Raw genomic sequence first — 15,837 nt, 5'->3', positions numbered from 1 at the left:
GATTGGATAAAGAAAAGCCCCAACAGTGTGGGGCTTTTGAGATTTCTGTATTAAAGGAACTCGTCGGCGCCACCAGACAGCATAATTTCGCCACTGTCTGCCATCTTCCTCGCGATACCCAAAATCTCTTTCTGAGCCGCTTCAACATCAGAGACTTTGACTGGCGGCATCGCCTCAATATCGTCTCTCATCATATCGGCAGCACGTTTAGACATGTTCTTGAAGATCTTCTCACGTAGACCTTCATCTGCACCTTTAAGTGCTTTCTGTAGAATATCTTGTGGAACATCACGTAGTAGTCGTTGAACACCTTGGTCATCAACTTCAATAAGGTTTTCAAAGACAAACATCAGATCTTGAATCTGTGTTGCCATGTCTTCGTCTTGGTCACGGATTTGATCCATCAAGACGCCTTCCACGTTGTTATCCATGTAGTTCATGATCTCAGCCGCGGCTTTCAGGCCACCAATTTTGGCAGCTTGAGCACCCGCTTGACCCGCGAACTGTTTCTCCATGATTTCATTCAGTTCAGCAAGCGCCGAAGGTTGAACTTCTTCAAGGTTGGCAATACGCATCATCAGATCCAGACGAACTCGCTCTGGGAACTGAGACAGGATCTCAGCCGATTGATCGGCATCGAGGTACGACAACACAATAGTTTGAATTTGAGGGTGCTCGTTGATGATAATGCTCGCCACCTGACGAGGATCCATCCACTTAAGCGAATCCAAACCTTTCGAACCTGTGCCGAGAAGGATTTGGTCAACAAGGTTATTCGCCTTGTCTTCACCCAGAGCAGCAACTAACGCATTACGCATGAAGTCTTCGCTGCCCATACCAATGTTGGTGTACTTCTGAATATCATCTAAGAAAGCACGGTGCACAGCGCCTACTTTCTCTTGGGATAGGTCTGTAGCTCGCGCCATCGCACTACCCACACGCTGAACCTGCTTTGGCTCTAGGTGACGAATAATACCAGCAGCATCTTCTTCATTTAAACTGAGCAACAAGATCGCAGCGCGCTCATCGCCTGAGATAGAGCCGATATCCACGCTAGAGACATCAAGCACTTCACCGCCTTCAGTTTGTTGTGGAACTATTTCGTTAGCCATCTACCATCCAATTCTTAACTACTTGAGCTGCTAGCTCTGGTTCATTCGCTACAAGTGCACGTACTGCTTTCAGCACGTCCTCGTCTTTATGAAGGTTTGGTAAGTCGATACTTGAACCAAATTCAAACAGCTCACCACCTTCAATATCACCACCAATTAAGCTGGTTTCGCCGTCGGCACCAATTGGCATGCCATCAGGTCCGTACATCTGTTCATCGTTGTCTGCTGCTGGGTTAAGCAGTTTCTTCATTGCAGGGCGAACAAGTACCAACACCACCACAATGATAACCAAGGCACTTGCAAACCAACGAACCCAATCATTGAAGTTTGGATGTTCCCAGATTGGCACATCAGCAACAATATCTGTTACTTGAGGTGCAAACTGCATGCTTAATACGTTGAGCAAATCACCACGAGTTTCATCAAAGCCCACCGTACCAATCAGTACTTGGCGAATCGCATTGATTTCGCTCGCCGGGATTGGCGTATGAACCACTTCACCCGTATCTGGGTTCAAGGATTGGCGGTCTTTGATCGCAACAGAAACCGTCTGACGATTAACCGTGCCGCTCTGTTTACGTTCATGACTGATGGTGGTGTCTAGCTCAAAGTTTCGAGTCGCTTCTTTGTGAACAGAGCCTTGACCTGTCATCGCGCCGTCTTTCATCTGAGCCACATCTTGTGGAATTGAGGCATCCGCTGGAGGCTGGTTACTCAACGCACCCGGAATACCCGCCACCGTATTTCCATTGTTGTAATCTTCTAAGGTGTATTCACTTCGAGTCGCCGGTGTATTCGGATCAAAACGTTTTCTGGTTTGCTCCACAGCACTGAAATCGAGCTGGATATCAACCTGAGCGGTGTAGTTACCAAACCCAAGAATAGGAATCAGGATGGAGTCAATTTTTTCACGCAGCGCTTGTTCTTGATTGCGCTCTAACTCGTGTTCTTTACGACGCGCCGCTGACATAGGGTCTTGAGAGCCTGAGCTCAACAATCGGCCATGCTGATCGGTCACCGTAATACGTGAGGTTTTCATTCCCGGAACGGCACTTGCCACCATATCCACAACAGAATCAACTTCTTGCTGCTTGAGGTTAGTACCTGTTTTTAGAGTTAGGAATACAGAAGCAGAGGCTTCTTGATTATGACGTACAAAAACACTCTGCTTCGGCAGGGCCAATAAAACCTGAGCTTTACGCACCTGTTTCATCTGCTCAATGGCTTTGGCAAGTTGTCTTTCGCGGCTTAATTTAAGGCGTTCTTGTTCTAAACGTTGTGATACACCAAAACCCATGTCTTGCATGAGGATGTCATCACCCGCGTTTCGCTCTTGATTCAAACCCGCTCGTACCATATTAAGCTTTAATGAGTTGTACTCACTCGCCGGTACTGAGATGGTATTGCCTTCAAGCGTGTAATCGATCTTTTGCAGATCTAAGTAATCAAGAACGGGGATCAATTCTTCTGTTTCGTAAGCCCCTAATGGACGCATTTCTGGCTCTTTTACCCAGAAAAACAGCATCACAATCAGCGCTACACAGATAGAGATAGAAAGGACTAAGACGACCTGACGAAGTAAATCAAGATCACCGACAGCCATATCGAACTTCGATGAACTGCGTTCACCTAGATCGGGATTTTGCCCTTCTCCGTCTAGCTCAGAGCCTGCAATAAGTGCATGGTCGTTGCTATCGCTTACGGTTAAATCTGTTGTTTGACTATTATCTGCCACTATTTAACTACCCAACTTATACCGGCATATTCATCAGCTCTTTGTACGATTCGACCAATTTATTTCTAATTTGGATCGTCGCCTCAAAAGCCACACTAGATTTATTACGAGCAATCATCACGTCCGATAGGGATACGCTTTGGTCGCCACTATCAAAACGAGCTTGAAGATCACCTGAGGTCTTTTGTAATGAGTTCACATTATTGATGGCATTAGTCAGCATGTTGCCAAAATCTGCACCGACCGCTTGCCCCGTTGCTGCGGGACGCGCGCTGGCAGCTTCGACCATCATTGCCTGCATTTCGCCTTGTAAACCATCTATTCTCATCTACTACCTCAGGAGTCAAAATTATGACCATCTATTTAGCTATATTATTGACAGAGCAATTAGCGTGCCACACATTTAATTGACTAGATATCGTATTACACTAGTCAGAAAGCTGACACTACTAATCTATCCTCAGTTTGGGATATCTATTCCAGCATCGCGCATTTTAGCCAACTTGTAACGCAGTGTACGAGGGCTAATGCCCAGTTTTTCAGCCATATCTTTGCGTCGGCCATTACATGCAATCAGGGTTTCAAGAATGATCGCATACTCTTGATCTCTAAGCTCATTACCTAACCCTTCGCTGCTAGCCGCGATTTTATTGATTGGGTTTGCTTCGGCAATAGGCTTAATTTCTGGCGCAGCTACGTCACTGCCTTCGACGATTTGTTGTAGGCTGCTTGCGTCTTGCCAATCGACACCTTCAAGAAGGATATGCTCACCAGAGATGTTCTCTTGTTCGCTCAATATTAGCGCACGCTGTACCACATTGTCTAATTCGCGAACATTGCCCGGCCACGGATAATTGACGAGTTTGCTGATCGCTTGTGCTGACATAACGGGTACAGGCATACCAAGTTTGGTGCAGTGGCGCTCAACTAAGTGCTTGGCTAAAGGCTCAATATCGCCTTTACGCTCGCACAATGGAGGCCAAGAAATTGGGAATACATTCAGGCGGTAGTATAAATCCTCACGGAAATTCCCTTCAGAAACATACTGTTTAAGGTCGCGGTTACTGGTCGCTAATACACGAACATCCAATTTGATGCTCTTACGACTACCTAATCGCTCAACTTCGCGCTCTTGCAAAACACGCAGTAGTTTGGCTTGTAGGCTAAGATCCATTTCACTGATCTCATCCAACAGAATTGTACCGCCCTGCGCTTGCTCGAATTTCCCCGGGCAAGCTTGAATAGCGCCAGTAAATGCGCCTTTTTCATAACCAAACAGGGTCGCTTCTAACATGTTGTCTGGGATCGCCGCGCAGTTAATCGCGACAAACGGGCCATCTTTTCGGCTAGAAGCATTGTGAATGTAGCGAGACATCACCTCTTTACCAGAACCACTCGGGCCCAACACCATGACGTTGGCATCGGTTTTCGCAACTTTATCAGCCAGCATCATTAGCTTGATACTTTTTTCATCAGCAACGATAGCGTCGCCGTTGTCATCCGACTTTACAGGCGCATAACGGCTGACCATGTTGAGCAGCACTTCTGGCGCAAATGGCTTTGCCATATAGTCGATAGCGCCCTCTTTCATTGCAGCAACGGCATCTTCGATGTTGGCGTACGCTGTCATTAGCAATACCGGCAAATTTGGCCAATGCTGCTTAATGTTTCTCAATAGTGCCAAGCCACCCATGCCCGCCATCTGCACGTCAGATACGACAATATCAACGGAGTTCGATTTTAATTTGACCAGAGCATCTTCCGCACAATCCGCTTCCAGCCATTCATAGCCAGCAAGCGCGAGTGTGTCGACAAGGGCTTCGCGTAGACCTTCATCATCTTCGACGATTAACACTTTGCTTTGAGCCATAGGATTCTCCAGTGTAAATTCAGTTAAAACTTATTAGTCTTCAGAAGAAGCACTTCTTTCAAGCGGTAGACACATGGTAAAGCATGCGCCGTCGCCTTCTTCTGATATCAATTCCAGTCGGCCTTCATGTGCTCGACATACCATTTGTACAACCGCTAAGCCTAGACCTGTACCTTGTGAACGAGTGGTAAAGAAGGGTTCCATTATTTTACCTTGAAGCTCTTTCGGTACGCCGGGGCCACTGTCTTGCACTGATATCTTAAGCTCGCCATTTACGGGCCTAAAAAACACATCGATCTGCGATTCCTTACCCGCAATTTGAACCGCGTTCAACACTAGGTTGCTTAACGCTGAGGCGATAGCATTGGCGTTGCCGAACATTTGAGTCTGTTCGCCCTCAACTTCTTGGCAATAATCAATCTGGTTAGTTTTCAATGCCGCTTCCACCATAGGGTGAAATTCAGTGATCAATTCAGCCACAGTAAATGGCTTAACGACTTTGTTGTCACCACCTTTGGCAAACAACAGCATGTCGTTCACTTGCTTCTCTAAGTCATGCAATCTATCCATAAGCTTAGATTGAAAACGCGTTTTTGTTGCCGGCGGCAGATTTGGCGCGGCAAGGTTTGATGCATACAGCATCGCACTTGAAAGCGGCGTTCGCACTTGATGGGCAAGCGAGGCCACCATTCTACCTAATGAAGACAAACGCTGAAGATCACTCACGCGAGACTGCAATAGTCGGGTCTCGGTCAGATCGGTAATCAAAATCAGCTGACCCGTGGTAGAGGCTGAAATCGCCAAACGCACTTTTCGCCCGTTCTTCAATGAGATCTCATGACCGTCATCGTCTTTTGGGTCAAAGGCACTTTGAATCACTGAAAACCACTTCTCGCCAACCAACTCAACACCAAGAATACGATGCGCTTCAGGGTTCGCTTCTCTCACTTCGCCGTGTGTATCTAACAAGATAACCCCAGCTGGCATCACGTCGAGTACTTGCTTATAGCGCTCAACCTGCTGTTCAACAGAATCTAGGTGTGATTGATTTTCTGGTTCGTTAGATACGCGCATGTCAAAAATTTGCCTCAAATACTAAAACAGCCTGAGACGTACAACACGAGTCAGGCTATTTGCTATATTTATCACATAGTTAAGCAAGCAACAACTCGACTATGGTTTATCTGTTCACTTAGCTAGAGTTACCAAATAGCTAAAAAGTGTGTGCTAGTTTTTCGTTTTCATCGAAAACTGGACACTATCGCTGCAAGTTATATTTACGCATTTTTTCAACCAGAGTGGTTCTACGCATTCCAAGCATGTCAGCAGCACGAGCAACAATGCCGCCCTGCGCTTCCAACGCTTGATTGATCATATTCACTTCCATATCCGCGAGTAGCTCTTTCAAGTTAACCCCTTCTGGCGGTAACTCTTGAGGCGCATTAGCATTGTCGGCAATATCATCTTGCTGATCAAAGCTGAAATCTTCTGCGAACAAGTCGGAAAGTGCATCACGCTCTTGCTCTTCTTCAGATACAAAGCTATTAAACTCAGGCTGGAACTCAGGAATATCGCTGTATCGATATTTAGTTGGAAGGTGATTCACATCAACCAAGCTGTTTGGATACAGGATAACCATTCGCTCAACCAGGTTCGCTAATTCACGAACGTTACCTGGCCAGTAGTGCTCCATCAAAGAGTTGATAGCACGAGCCGTGAAACAGATAGGCATGCTGCCTTCCGCTTCCATTCGAGTCATCAGCTCTTGAAGCAACAGTGGAATATCTTCTTTACGATCTTGAAGCGCCGGCATTTCAATCGGGAATACATTTAAGCGGTAGTAAAGATCTTCACGGAACGAATCATCGTCGATCATATCTTCAAGGTTGCGGTGGGTTGCCGCAATCACTCTAACATCAGCTTGTATGGTGCTATTGCCACCTACACGCTCAAAGCATCGCTCTTGCAGTACTCGTAGCAGCTTAACTTGCATCGCCATCGGCATATCGCCAATTTCATCAAGAAACAGTGTGCCACCTTCAGCCAATTCAAAACGGCCTTTACGTGCGGTAATCGCCCCAGTAAATGCGCCCTTCTCATGACCAAACAGTTCACTTTCAAGCAAATCAGGTGGAATCGCGCCACAGTTTACAGGAACAAAAGGCCCTGAACTACGTTTAGAGTGATAGTGAATGTTACGCGCTACGACTTCTTTGCCTGTACCAGATTCACCAAGAATCAGCACGTTCGCTTCCGTAGAAGAGACTTGTTCAATTAAGTGACGTACTTCTTGAATGCCAGCACTTTGTCCTACTAGGCTGCGAAACAGGGTGTTCTTGCGTGCCGAAGACACAACTTGAACACCTTTGCGGCCTAAGAAGTCTTTACAGTGTCTTAATGCATCACTTAATTGCGGGTAGTTAAGAGGAAGTTCAAGCTCACCAACATAGTTAGTCAACTCGTCAACCGGGTGATTGTTTTTGCCAATCACCAGTAAAGGGATGTGATTGGCGTGAACAAGCTTCTCATTCAGTAATGCGTTGAAGCCTTTACCTTTAATGGTACCAATAATGCAGCCGGCCCACTGTAGTGACCAGTCAACTTTACGTGCTTGTTCAGAGCTGATTACTTCGCAGCTCTCTCCTACAAACTCTAATATTGTGCTTAAATTGTGACGATCTTGAGCGTTATCGTCGACGACAAGCAGTTTTGCCAAACCTTGCATAAGTAGGAATTATTGCCTTTATTTTGGTGCGATGCGGAAAAACGGTGAGCAACGTAGTCTATAAAACAGTGAGATGTATCAATGATTATGGTCTACGTGGACAAATTTAGGAAATCAGCAACGAAAAAAGCCATTAGGCTATCTAATGGCTTCTATTTTATTTGATTAAAAAAATAAGGCAACCAACCAATTAAGGGATATGAGATTGGTTAAAACTGCAATTTTTCTTTAAATACCTACGTCAGCGGACGTCAAGTTGTGATATTCGTTCGGAATTTGGTCCCAAGCGCTCTTAATTTCGCGAATAATATCGATAACATCATCAATAGGCTGTGGGTCATTTTTGTGATTTGCCGCAGAAATTTGCGTGATCATGAACTCATAAAGTTGATCTAGGTTTTTCGCAATATCGCCACCATCGTCCATAGATAGGCAACTACGTAGGCTAATAATGATATCTAGAGCCTTACCAAGTCGCTCACCTTTCACTGGGATGTTGCCTGCTTGCATTGCCGCTTTGCCTTGAATCAAACGCTCGATAGCACCGGCCATTAGCATTTGTACAATCTTATGCGGTGAGGCAGCCGTTAGCTGACTATCCACTGATACCTTTTTATATGCCTGTAAAGAACCGCGCATAGTAAACCTCTTCTATAAAAACTTTTTGTATTGTTGAACTGATTTAGCGCCGTGACGGTATTTATGTAGGGTCTTACCTACTCGACTCGTCTCAGACTGCATCAATTCGACTAATTTTCTGGTTCTGGTAATGGCTTCAAACCATTCAGAACTTTGCTTAACGTCGGGATGTGAGTCGATTATTTGAAGCACGTTTTGCAATAACTGTTCTCTGTTATCGACAAGCTGCGTTATTTCTTCAGCATTAATTTCACTAAATTCCAGTTTAGAGATAATTAGTTGATCGAGTTCACAAAGCTCTTGTAGCTGGCTATTCATCTATTAGCCCAACGCATTCATCATACTGCCCAGCTGAGATTGCATCTTACTGGTCGCATCTTGCATGGCTGTGAACTTAGAGTGGGTACGGCTCTCTAGGCTGTCCATGCGGCGGTCGAGCGCGCTTTGGTCATCAACCAAACGGTAGTTTTGCTCGACCAAGCTCTTTTCTCTAGTACGGATTGAACCCGTGATACCTGTGATACCTTGAATCGCATCTTCCACTTTTTTGGCGAAACCGTTGTTGCCACCAAAGAACTCACCCAACTTATCAAAGTTATTGTTGAGTTGACGGTCAAGCATATCGTAGTTGATTTCTAGCGAGCCTTGTCTTGTGGTGGTGATACCGAATTCAGTCAAAGACTTTAGATTGTCTGGCGCACCTTCGATACTTGATGAGAACACCCCTTTCAATCGGGAGTCGGCGTTACGCACTGTACTGTCACCAGAGAGCGGGCCTTTTTGACCAGTCGTTGGATCAACACCCGCGAGGTCTTTCGACACTTGATAGAACTGGTTATAAGAGCTCACAAAGGATTCGATATCTTGGCGAACACTGTTACGGTCGTACTCCACACCAATTTCTGCCGGCGGCTTATCTTTTGGCGTTTTTCCTTTCACCGTAATATCAATACCTTCAATGGCATCTTCAATCACATTGTTATTACTAGAGAGTTGAGCAACACCATCTAGGACAACCATAGAATCTTGGCCAGCCTGAACTTCAGTCATTCCACTATAGGTATCAAAAGATTGCTGTGCTTGTTCAAGATCTGCTTGCGCTTTATCGACCTTCTCTAAGAGCTCGCGCTCTTCGGGTTCTAATTTGGCACGCTCAATTTTCTTGGCTTGCTCTGCGGTGAGTTCGCCTTTTTGAACTTTCTCAGCCAACTCCGCTTTTTCTTGTGAAATCTTCTCTTCGATACGTGCTTGCTCAGCCTCAAGCTTTTGTTGGGCTTCTTTCGGTGTCACGTATGAATCGGTCAGAGTACCTGAGGCAGCATTTGACCACCCCGGCACATCGGGTGCCTTCTCTATCGCTTTTTCATCAAGCTCAAGTTCTGGTGTGTAGTAAGAATCTAAAAGCGTACCTGACGCGGTTTCAGTCCAGCCAGGGATATTATCTTCAGGCATCACAGACTTTGCTGCTTGAGCTGCGTCTAGGGCGGCTTGGCCGTCGGCGGCTGCTTGCTCACCGTAGCTGAAACTTTTAGAGTCTCCGTCAACATCTGAAGTAGAATCGGTTTGGGCTGCTGGGATGATATTGCCATCTTTATCGAGTGTTTCATTCGCATTTGGGTCATCGCTAGCGATCACTTCATCGATGAGTTCAACGGCTTTTCCTGCAGGGGTTAGAGCTAGAATATCTTGAGCAGCAACGCGCGCTTTCTCTAGCGCTTTAACACGTTCTTCAAGCGTTTTGTATTCGAGTTTTTTTAAGGGATTGGCAGCATCTGACTCAACATTAATGCTGATCTGCTGATCTGAACCAGACTGGTTCGAGGCAATAATAAGTCTTGGACCTTCGACATCGTTGATAATAGATGCACGAACGCCTGGGTTGCTATCTGCACCGTTGATACCACGAACAACTTCGATAAGTCTCGATCTGTCGCCAACTTGCACGTCAAAGCTGTCATCACCAAGCGAAACCTGCAGCTTACCTGGGCCAAATTTCATGTCCTCTGACAGTACATCAGAAGCCACTTTATGGCTTTGGGCAAGCTGCAACACATCGATGGCATATTTGCCAGCGATCGCTTCGGTAGTCGCGGTTGCAGAGACAAGCGCTTCATCGGTACTTTCCACTGTTCGCACAGCAAAAGCTTTTTCCTGACGAAAGTTTGTCATCAGGTTTTTCATCGAATCAAGGGATTCTCTGAGTCTTCCATAGGCACTAATGCTGGTATCGATTCGCGTTCGTTCATTGTCGATTCGTTGCTGTTTAGGTACACGCTCCGAATCAACAATTTTGCTGACCATGGAATTGATATCCATGCCAGACGAAATCCCCATTGGGCCAAAACTCATTAAATCACCTCAATAATACGACTTAAACCTTCACCTCAAATATTCGACTATTCGAGTTTTGGGCTGCTAGGCGTCTTAGAATTTCAAGCATTTCTTCATCAGGGATCTGGCGAATAATATCACCGGTTGTGGTCTCATAAATGGTAACCACATCTCTCCCAGATTCTTCATCGACCTTAAAAGCCACACCTTTATTGAGAGAGGAGATAAACTCGTTTACCTTCTCCACCATTTTGACTCGCTCTTCATCATTTAACTCTTGTCTATGTTGAGCTAATTGAATCGCCGCTTCGGTAGCTTCCTCTTTCGATTTCTCTACCTTGTCATAAGATGTTGCTTCTTTTAGTCGCGAAAGACTCGACGCACTACTACCTTCATCGCTTGCAATTTTAATGCCATTAGGTGAGCCATAAGGCTGGATGTTCGATGCGTTGGATGATATTTCCATAACACTCTCCCTCCCTCCTTTATGAGCCAAACAGTAAAACTCTACCCAGAGTAGAGTTTACCGCTACTTACCGAGGTAAGTTTAGCCCAATAAGCTTAGAGCTGCTGATGGTGACTGTTTTGCTTGAGCTAGGATAGAAGTACTCGCCTGTTGTAGGATTTGAGACTTCGTCATAGCTGTTGTTTCTTTCGCGTAATCGGTATCTTTGATACGGCTCTTAGACGCATTAACGTTTTCGTTGATGTTGTCTAAGTTGCTGATTGCATGGTCAAAACGGTTTTGGAAAGCACCTAGAGAAGCACGTTGGCTATCAACAGATTTTAGAGCACCATCAATGATAGATACTGCTTCGTTTGCACCTGCAACAGAAGTTACGTCGATATCGTTAACGGTAACGTCTTTACCAGCACCGATACCTAGTTCGCCCGCAAGACTGCCGCCAAACTCAACATCACCTTCAACTTTTTGGCTTGAAGCGAAAAGTTGCAGTTTACCGCCTTCACCCACAGACGCTTTAACGTCTTGGCTTTGACCATTGATGTAAGTTGCTAGCTCTTCGATATCGTTGCCTTCTTTAGCAGAGATAGATAGCTCTTGCGCTTCACCAAACTTATCGTTGTATTTGATTGTTAAATCAGCACCCGCACCTACACGCCAAGAAGCATCTTTGCCTTCTGTAACGCCGTAGCTCTTACCACCCATGTCTTGAGTGTCAGTACGCATGTTGCTCATAGATAGCATTACTGCTTCACCTGAGTCAGCACCGATTTGGAAAGATTGGCTGCCGTAAGTACCGTTCAGAAGCTTGTTACCACCAAAAGAGGTCGTTTCAGCGATACGGTTAAGTTCTGTGTTTAGAGCAGAGACTTCTTCTTGGATCGCAACACGTTCAGATTTGCTGTTCGAACCGTTTGAAGATTGAAGAGAAAGGTCACGCATACGTTGCAGAATGTTGGTTGACTCATTCATTGCACCTTCAGCTGTCTGTGCAATAGAGATACCGTCATTCGCGTTTTTCACAGCCATATCTAGGCCACGACTTTGCGACGTTAAGCGGTTAGAGATTTGTAGGCCTGCAGCATCATCTTTTGCGCTATTGATTTTATAGCCAGAAGACAAACGCTCCATTGATTTTTGAGTACCTTCAGCCGCGCTATTTAGGTAGCGCTGAGCCGTCATTGCAGACACATTTGTGCTTACATTAATCGCCATAGTTGATCTCCTTTAGGCATTTTTTAATGTACTTATGTGACTCTCACCTCACACTAATACATGTCAATTTTGTTTATGCACCAGTGTCTCTCTCACCTTACATTGGTACATATCATTTCTCTCAATCCCTTTAACGGCGCCTTAATTAGAAGCTTTAATAAAAAATGCGCTTTTTTTCATATTCTTTTCAACAACAAAGGAAAGTGTGATCGGGCTTCAATTAATAGGGCGACATTCGCTAAAGTTGCCCCATTATTTAAGTTAATGAGCGTAGTGTTGAATATAAAGTCAGAAGAGATCCCTGATATCTCGTTCTACTCGATTCTGGGGTGACGAAAGACTGCTTCGATGTAGTAAGCGAGGAAACCATCATTTCCCAATTCCCGTCACTCCCTACAGTGAGGAGCGAGCGTGATAGGGAATCTCGCTTTCCAATCAACGACCAACACCAAAACTCCCCCCTTCTCCAAATTGCAGGCAATAAAAAACCCAGCCGAAGCTGGGTCTGTTTAGCGCTCATCTCTCACCACGAGCTAATTTGTGGAAGCCTAACGTTGACGCTTATAGTCAACGTGGCTTTTTAATCGATTAACCTAGTAGGCTAAGTGCCGAGTTCGGAGCTTGCTTCGCTTGAGCAAGAATCGAGCTTGAAGCTTGAGAAAGGATCTGAGACTTAGTCATCTGAGTCGTTTCTTTCGCGAAATCGGTATCTTTAATACGGCTCTTAGATGCGTTAACGTTCTCGTTAATGTTGTCTAAGTTGCTGATAGCGTGGTCGAAACGGTTTTGGAAAGCACCTAGCTCAGCACGGTGGCTATCTACATACTTAAGTGCCGCATCGATAATAGCTACAGACTCTTGTGCGCCGCCAACTGATGTTACGTCGATAGTATCAACCGTTACGTCTTTGCCAGGTTGCATGCCTAGTTCGCCAGCCAGGCTGCCAGAGAATGCCACTTCGCCTTCAACCTTGTTGTTACCAGTAAACATTTGTAGCTTACCGTCTTCAGTTACAGACGCTTTAACAGAGTCTTGTTGACCGTTGATGTACGTTGCTAGCTCTTCGATGTCGTCACCCGCTTTTGCGCTGATGTCGATTTCTTGTGCTTGACCGAAGTTATCAGTGAACGACATTTTTAGGTCGTTAGAGCCTGCTTGAACGTTCCAATCTTTATCTTTCGCGTTCTCAGTTTGGTAGCTCTTACCACCCATCTGAGCGTTATCAGAGCGCATGTCTTTCAGTTGAAGCATTACCGCTTCACCGTTGTCTGCACCGATTTGGAATGATTTAGTACCGTGAGTACCGTTAAGCAACTTGTTGCCACCAAAAGACGTCGTTTCCGCGATACGGTTCAGTTCGTCGTTCAGCGCTGTTACTTCTTCTTGAATCGCTACACGCTCAGATTTTGAGTTTGAGCCGTTTGAAGATTGTAGAGACAAATCACGCATACGTTGCAGGATGTTAGTCGTCTCATTCATTGCACCTTCAGCTGTTTGTGCAATTGAGATACCGTCGTTCGCGTTACGTACAGCAACATCAAGACCACGACTTTGAACGTTCAAACGGTTCGAGATTTGTAGACCCGCAGCGTCATCTTTTGCGCTGTTGATTTTTGAGCCAGAAGCTAGACGCTCCATTGATGTTTGTTGTGCGCTGTTTGCGTTGTTTAGGTAACGTTGCGCTGTCATCGCTGAAACGTTTGTATTTACATTCACTGCCATGGTGATTTCTCCAATTGATTTTCCGGTATAGCGGTTTCCGACGTCTCGGAAAACCAAGTAGTTCTCTCAAAGTTACTTTTAATAACGGCGCGAAAATCAGAAGCTTTAGAAAAACTTTCAAAAAACCACAAAAAAAATATTAATCTAATATTTATCAACAACTTAATTTTCATCATTTTCTAATACAGCGATAGATTTCAATTGGAAAAAGATCTTAATCTGTTCAGAAAGCGTACGAACCGCCGTCTAAATGGCTCAAGGTCGAGAAATGATCAATCGCCAAAGATCTCTGACTTACGCAAATCTTGTGTAATAGATGACATTATTTGTCGTGAAGAAGAACCATCAAATAGAGATTTGGAAAAGGTAGTGCGAGAAAGTTCACAGGAAAATAAATAGCAAAAACAAGAAATACAGAAAGGAAAAAGCCCCTTTTCCTTTGAGAGAACCGGGGCTAGTTGGCGCGTCAGAGCCTGTGTGGAGATCATCGAGAAATGAACACATTTCCGACTTGCCGTTGCATTCTTACTGCAAAAATGGATAGCAGGTGAGAGATGAGAGAGCTAAACATTCAATAGTAAGTATGCTTGCCAGTTTCCCTTGCTGCATGGCTCACGTCTGAACACGAGCAGCAAGTTCAACCAATAACTATTGCAATAATGACATTGCAGAGTTAGGCAACTGTTTTGCTTGAGCAAGTATTGAAGTACCTGCTTGTTGCAGAATTTGTGATTTGGTCATTTGCGTCGTCTCTTTCGCAAAGTCCGTATCTTTGATTCGGCTGTTTGAAGCGTCTACGTTCTCTTGTACGTTTGCCAAGTTATTAATACTGTGGCTTAGACGGTTCTGTTTTGCACCCAAATCAGCGCGCTGTGAATCCACGTACTTCATTGCAGAATCAATCACGCTGATCGCGTTCTGTGAACCCGCAACGCTGGTTAAGCTAACATCTTGAACCGAGGTTGCGCGGCCTTCACTCTTAATACCTAGCTCAGACGCTAGACCACCAGAGATAGACATTGGGCCGTCAAGGTCAGGTTCAGCAACGAACAGTTGAATGCGACCATCATCAGTAACCGATGCGTTCACAAGATCAGACTGACCATTAATGTAAGTCGCAAGCTCTTCGATATCATCGCCCGCTTTGGTATTGATATCTAAAACGATGTCTTCACCCGCTTTGGTTTTGAATTCGAACTTAAGATCGCTCGCTGTTGGCGGCACTTCCCAGTTCTTATCTTTCGCGTTTTCTGAATCGAACGTAGTACCACCCATACGGTAGTCATCTGCACGGATACTTGTCAGAGCCATGATCATTGCTTCACCAGAGTTAGAACCGATCTGGAATGAAGCTTCACCGAATGAACCGTTCAGTAGACGACGACCACCAAACGATGTGGTTTCCGCAATACGGTTAAGCTCATCTTGAAGTGCCATTGACTCTTCGTTCAGTGCAGTACGCTCTGCCGGCGAGTTAGTGCCGTTTGATGATTGAATCGCTAGATCACGCATACGTTGTAGTACGTTAGTCGATTCGTTCATCGCGCCTTCTGCTGTTTGAGCAATCGAAATACCGTCGTTGGCATTACGCATTGCCACATCAAGACCACGAGACTGAGCGGTTAGACGGTTCGAGATTTGCAGACCTGCCGCATCATCTTTCGCGCTGTTGATCTTGTGACCAGATGACAAACGCTCCATAGAAGTCGCTAAGTCATTAGATGCTTTATTCAGGTAACGCTGTGCTGTCATAGCAGATACGTTAGTGCTTACATTGATAGCCATTTTGCTCTCCTTATGAGTTCGCAAAGTTTCTGCGAAGCGGCCAGCTTTACTCTCATATGGATAAGCACTGACCGTGTATTACTCGATAAACCCTATACAAGGTTTAAGATCTGTATTAATCATTTATAACCAACACAGATACAAGTTGTATGCCAAGTTTAATATCATATAAATAATTTTTTAATTATCTAAAAATCAGAAGCTTACAAACAACACTGCGCAATTATGATTTTCTACTAT

Annotated in this window: 13 protein-coding genes; all 13 read right to left on the bottom strand. The window is 45.1% G+C overall.

Annotated elements, in window-relative coordinates; translation table 11 throughout:
- Positions 1 to 50: 50 nt before the first annotated feature.
- The 13 genes from fliG to AB4503_RS04535 all read right to left on the bottom strand — a co-directional run bounded on the left by fliG (position 51) and on the right by AB4503_RS04535 (position 15,597).
- On the bottom strand, positions 51 to 1,112 hold the full coding sequence (gene fliG, locus AB4503_RS04595) for a flagellar motor switch protein FliG (protein WP_017060682.1): 1,062 nt from the start codon (positions 1,110 to 1,112) through the stop codon (positions 51 to 53).
- On the bottom strand, positions 1,105 to 2,847 hold the full coding sequence (gene fliF, locus AB4503_RS04590) for a flagellar basal-body MS-ring/collar protein FliF (protein ID WP_372113784.1): 1,743 nt from the start codon (positions 2,845 to 2,847) through the stop codon (positions 1,105 to 1,107). Before fliF ends, fliG begins: the two co-directional genes overlap by 8 nt.
- A 16-nt stretch (positions 2,848 to 2,863) precedes the next feature.
- Positions 2,864 to 3,175 (bottom strand): flagellar hook-basal body complex protein FliE, encoded by a 312-nt coding sequence (gene fliE, locus AB4503_RS04585; protein WP_017060684.1) that lies wholly within the window; start codon positions 3,173 to 3,175, stop codon positions 2,864 to 2,866.
- A gap of 132 nt (positions 3,176 to 3,307) precedes the next feature.
- Positions 3,308 to 4,717 carry a sigma-54 dependent transcriptional regulator gene (locus AB4503_RS04580; RefSeq protein WP_017060685.1) on the bottom strand — a complete coding sequence of 470 codons (1,410 nt, stop codon included), beginning with the start codon at positions 4,715 to 4,717 and terminating at the stop codon, positions 3,308 to 3,310.
- 33 nt (positions 4,718 to 4,750) lie between these two features.
- Positions 4,751 to 5,791 (bottom strand): PAS domain-containing sensor histidine kinase, encoded by a 1,041-nt coding sequence (locus AB4503_RS04575; RefSeq protein ID WP_017060686.1) that lies wholly within the window; start codon positions 5,789 to 5,791, stop codon positions 4,751 to 4,753.
- Between the two features lie 184 nt (positions 5,792 to 5,975).
- Positions 5,976 to 7,442 (bottom strand): sigma-54 dependent transcriptional regulator, encoded by a 1,467-nt coding sequence (locus AB4503_RS04570; protein ID WP_372113782.1) that lies wholly within the window; start codon positions 7,440 to 7,442, stop codon positions 5,976 to 5,978.
- Positions 7,443 to 7,670: 228 nt separating this feature from the next.
- Complete coding sequence (gene fliS, locus AB4503_RS04565) at positions 7,671 to 8,081, bottom strand: flagellar export chaperone FliS (RefSeq protein WP_004736194.1); 411 nt, start codon at positions 8,079 to 8,081, stop codon at positions 7,671 to 7,673.
- 12 nt (positions 8,082 to 8,093) lie between these two features.
- The gene (locus AB4503_RS04560; protein WP_017060688.1) at positions 8,094 to 8,399 is read right to left on the bottom strand and encodes a flagellar protein FliT; all 306 of its coding nucleotides are present in this window, start codon (positions 8,397 to 8,399) and stop codon (positions 8,094 to 8,096) included.
- 3 nt (positions 8,400 to 8,402) lie between these two features.
- On the bottom strand, positions 8,403 to 10,430 hold the full coding sequence (gene fliD, locus AB4503_RS04555; RefSeq protein WP_372113780.1) for a flagellar filament capping protein FliD: 2,028 nt from the start codon (positions 10,428 to 10,430) through the stop codon (positions 8,403 to 8,405).
- A gap of 22 nt (positions 10,431 to 10,452) precedes the next feature.
- The gene (flaG, locus tag AB4503_RS04550) at positions 10,453 to 10,878 is read right to left on the bottom strand and encodes a flagellar protein FlaG (RefSeq protein WP_017066380.1); all 426 of its coding nucleotides are present in this window, start codon (positions 10,876 to 10,878) and stop codon (positions 10,453 to 10,455) included.
- Positions 10,879 to 10,959: 81 nt separating this feature from the next.
- Positions 10,960 to 12,090 carry a flagellin gene (locus AB4503_RS04545; protein ID WP_017066381.1) on the bottom strand — a complete coding sequence of 377 codons (1,131 nt, stop codon included), beginning with the start codon at positions 12,088 to 12,090 and terminating at the stop codon, positions 10,960 to 10,962.
- Positions 12,091 to 12,678: 588 nt separating this feature from the next.
- Positions 12,679 to 13,812 (bottom strand): flagellin, encoded by a 1,134-nt coding sequence (locus AB4503_RS04540; protein ID WP_048616124.1) that lies wholly within the window; start codon positions 13,810 to 13,812, stop codon positions 12,679 to 12,681.
- Positions 13,813 to 14,460: 648 nt separating this feature from the next.
- A complete protein-coding gene (locus AB4503_RS04535) occupies positions 14,461 to 15,597 on the bottom strand; it encodes a flagellin (protein WP_017064128.1) in 1,137 nt (378 codons plus the stop codon).
- Between the last annotated feature and the right edge of the window lie 240 nt (positions 15,598 to 15,837).

The sequence above is a fragment of the Vibrio sp. 10N.222.55.B11 genome, assembly GCF_041473705.1.
Classification (GTDB): Bacteria; Pseudomonadota; Gammaproteobacteria; order Enterobacterales; family Vibrionaceae; genus Vibrio; species Vibrio crassostreae_C.
Note: the sequence above shows the minus strand (reverse complement) of the source record. Positions and strands in the feature narration are given on the sequence as shown.

What these genes read in the sequence shown, in the direction of transcription:
- fliG (WP_017060682.1), bottom strand. Translation starts at nt 1,112, where the DNA reads ATGGCTAACGAAATAGTTCCACAACAAACTGAAGGCGGTGAAGTGCTT.
- fliE (WP_017060684.1), bottom strand. Translation starts at nt 3,175, where the DNA reads ATGAGAATAGATGGTTTACAAGGCGAAATGCAGGCAATGATGGTCGAA.
- AB4503_RS04580 (WP_017060685.1), bottom strand. Translation starts at nt 4,717, where the DNA reads ATGGCTCAAAGCAAAGTGTTAATCGTCGAAGATGATGAAGGTCTACGC.
- AB4503_RS04575 (WP_017060686.1), bottom strand. Translation starts at nt 5,791, where the DNA reads ATGCGCGTATCTAACGAACCAGAAAATCAATCACACCTAGATTCTGTT.
- AB4503_RS04570 (WP_372113782.1), bottom strand. Translation starts at nt 7,442, where the DNA reads ATGCAAGGTTTGGCAAAACTGCTTGTCGTCGACGATAACGCTCAAGAT.
- fliS (WP_004736194.1), bottom strand. Translation starts at nt 8,081, where the DNA reads ATGCGCGGTTCTTTACAGGCATATAAAAAGGTATCAGTGGATAGTCAG.
- AB4503_RS04560 (WP_017060688.1), bottom strand. Translation starts at nt 8,399, where the DNA reads ATGAATAGCCAGCTACAAGAGCTTTGTGAACTCGATCAACTAATTATC.
- fliD (WP_372113780.1), bottom strand. Translation starts at nt 10,430, where the DNA reads ATGAGTTTTGGCCCAATGGGGATTTCGTCTGGCATGGATATCAATTCC.
- flaG (WP_017066380.1), bottom strand. Translation starts at nt 10,878, where the DNA reads ATGGAAATATCATCCAACGCATCGAACATCCAGCCTTATGGCTCACCT.
- AB4503_RS04545 (WP_017066381.1), bottom strand. Translation starts at nt 12,090, where the DNA reads ATGGCGATTAATGTAAGCACAAATGTGTCTGCAATGACGGCTCAGCGC.
- AB4503_RS04540 (WP_048616124.1), bottom strand. Translation starts at nt 13,812, where the DNA reads ATGGCAGTGAATGTAAATACAAACGTTTCAGCGATGACAGCGCAACGT.
- AB4503_RS04535 (WP_017064128.1), bottom strand. Translation starts at nt 15,597, where the DNA reads ATGGCTATCAATGTAAGCACTAACGTATCTGCTATGACAGCACAGCGT.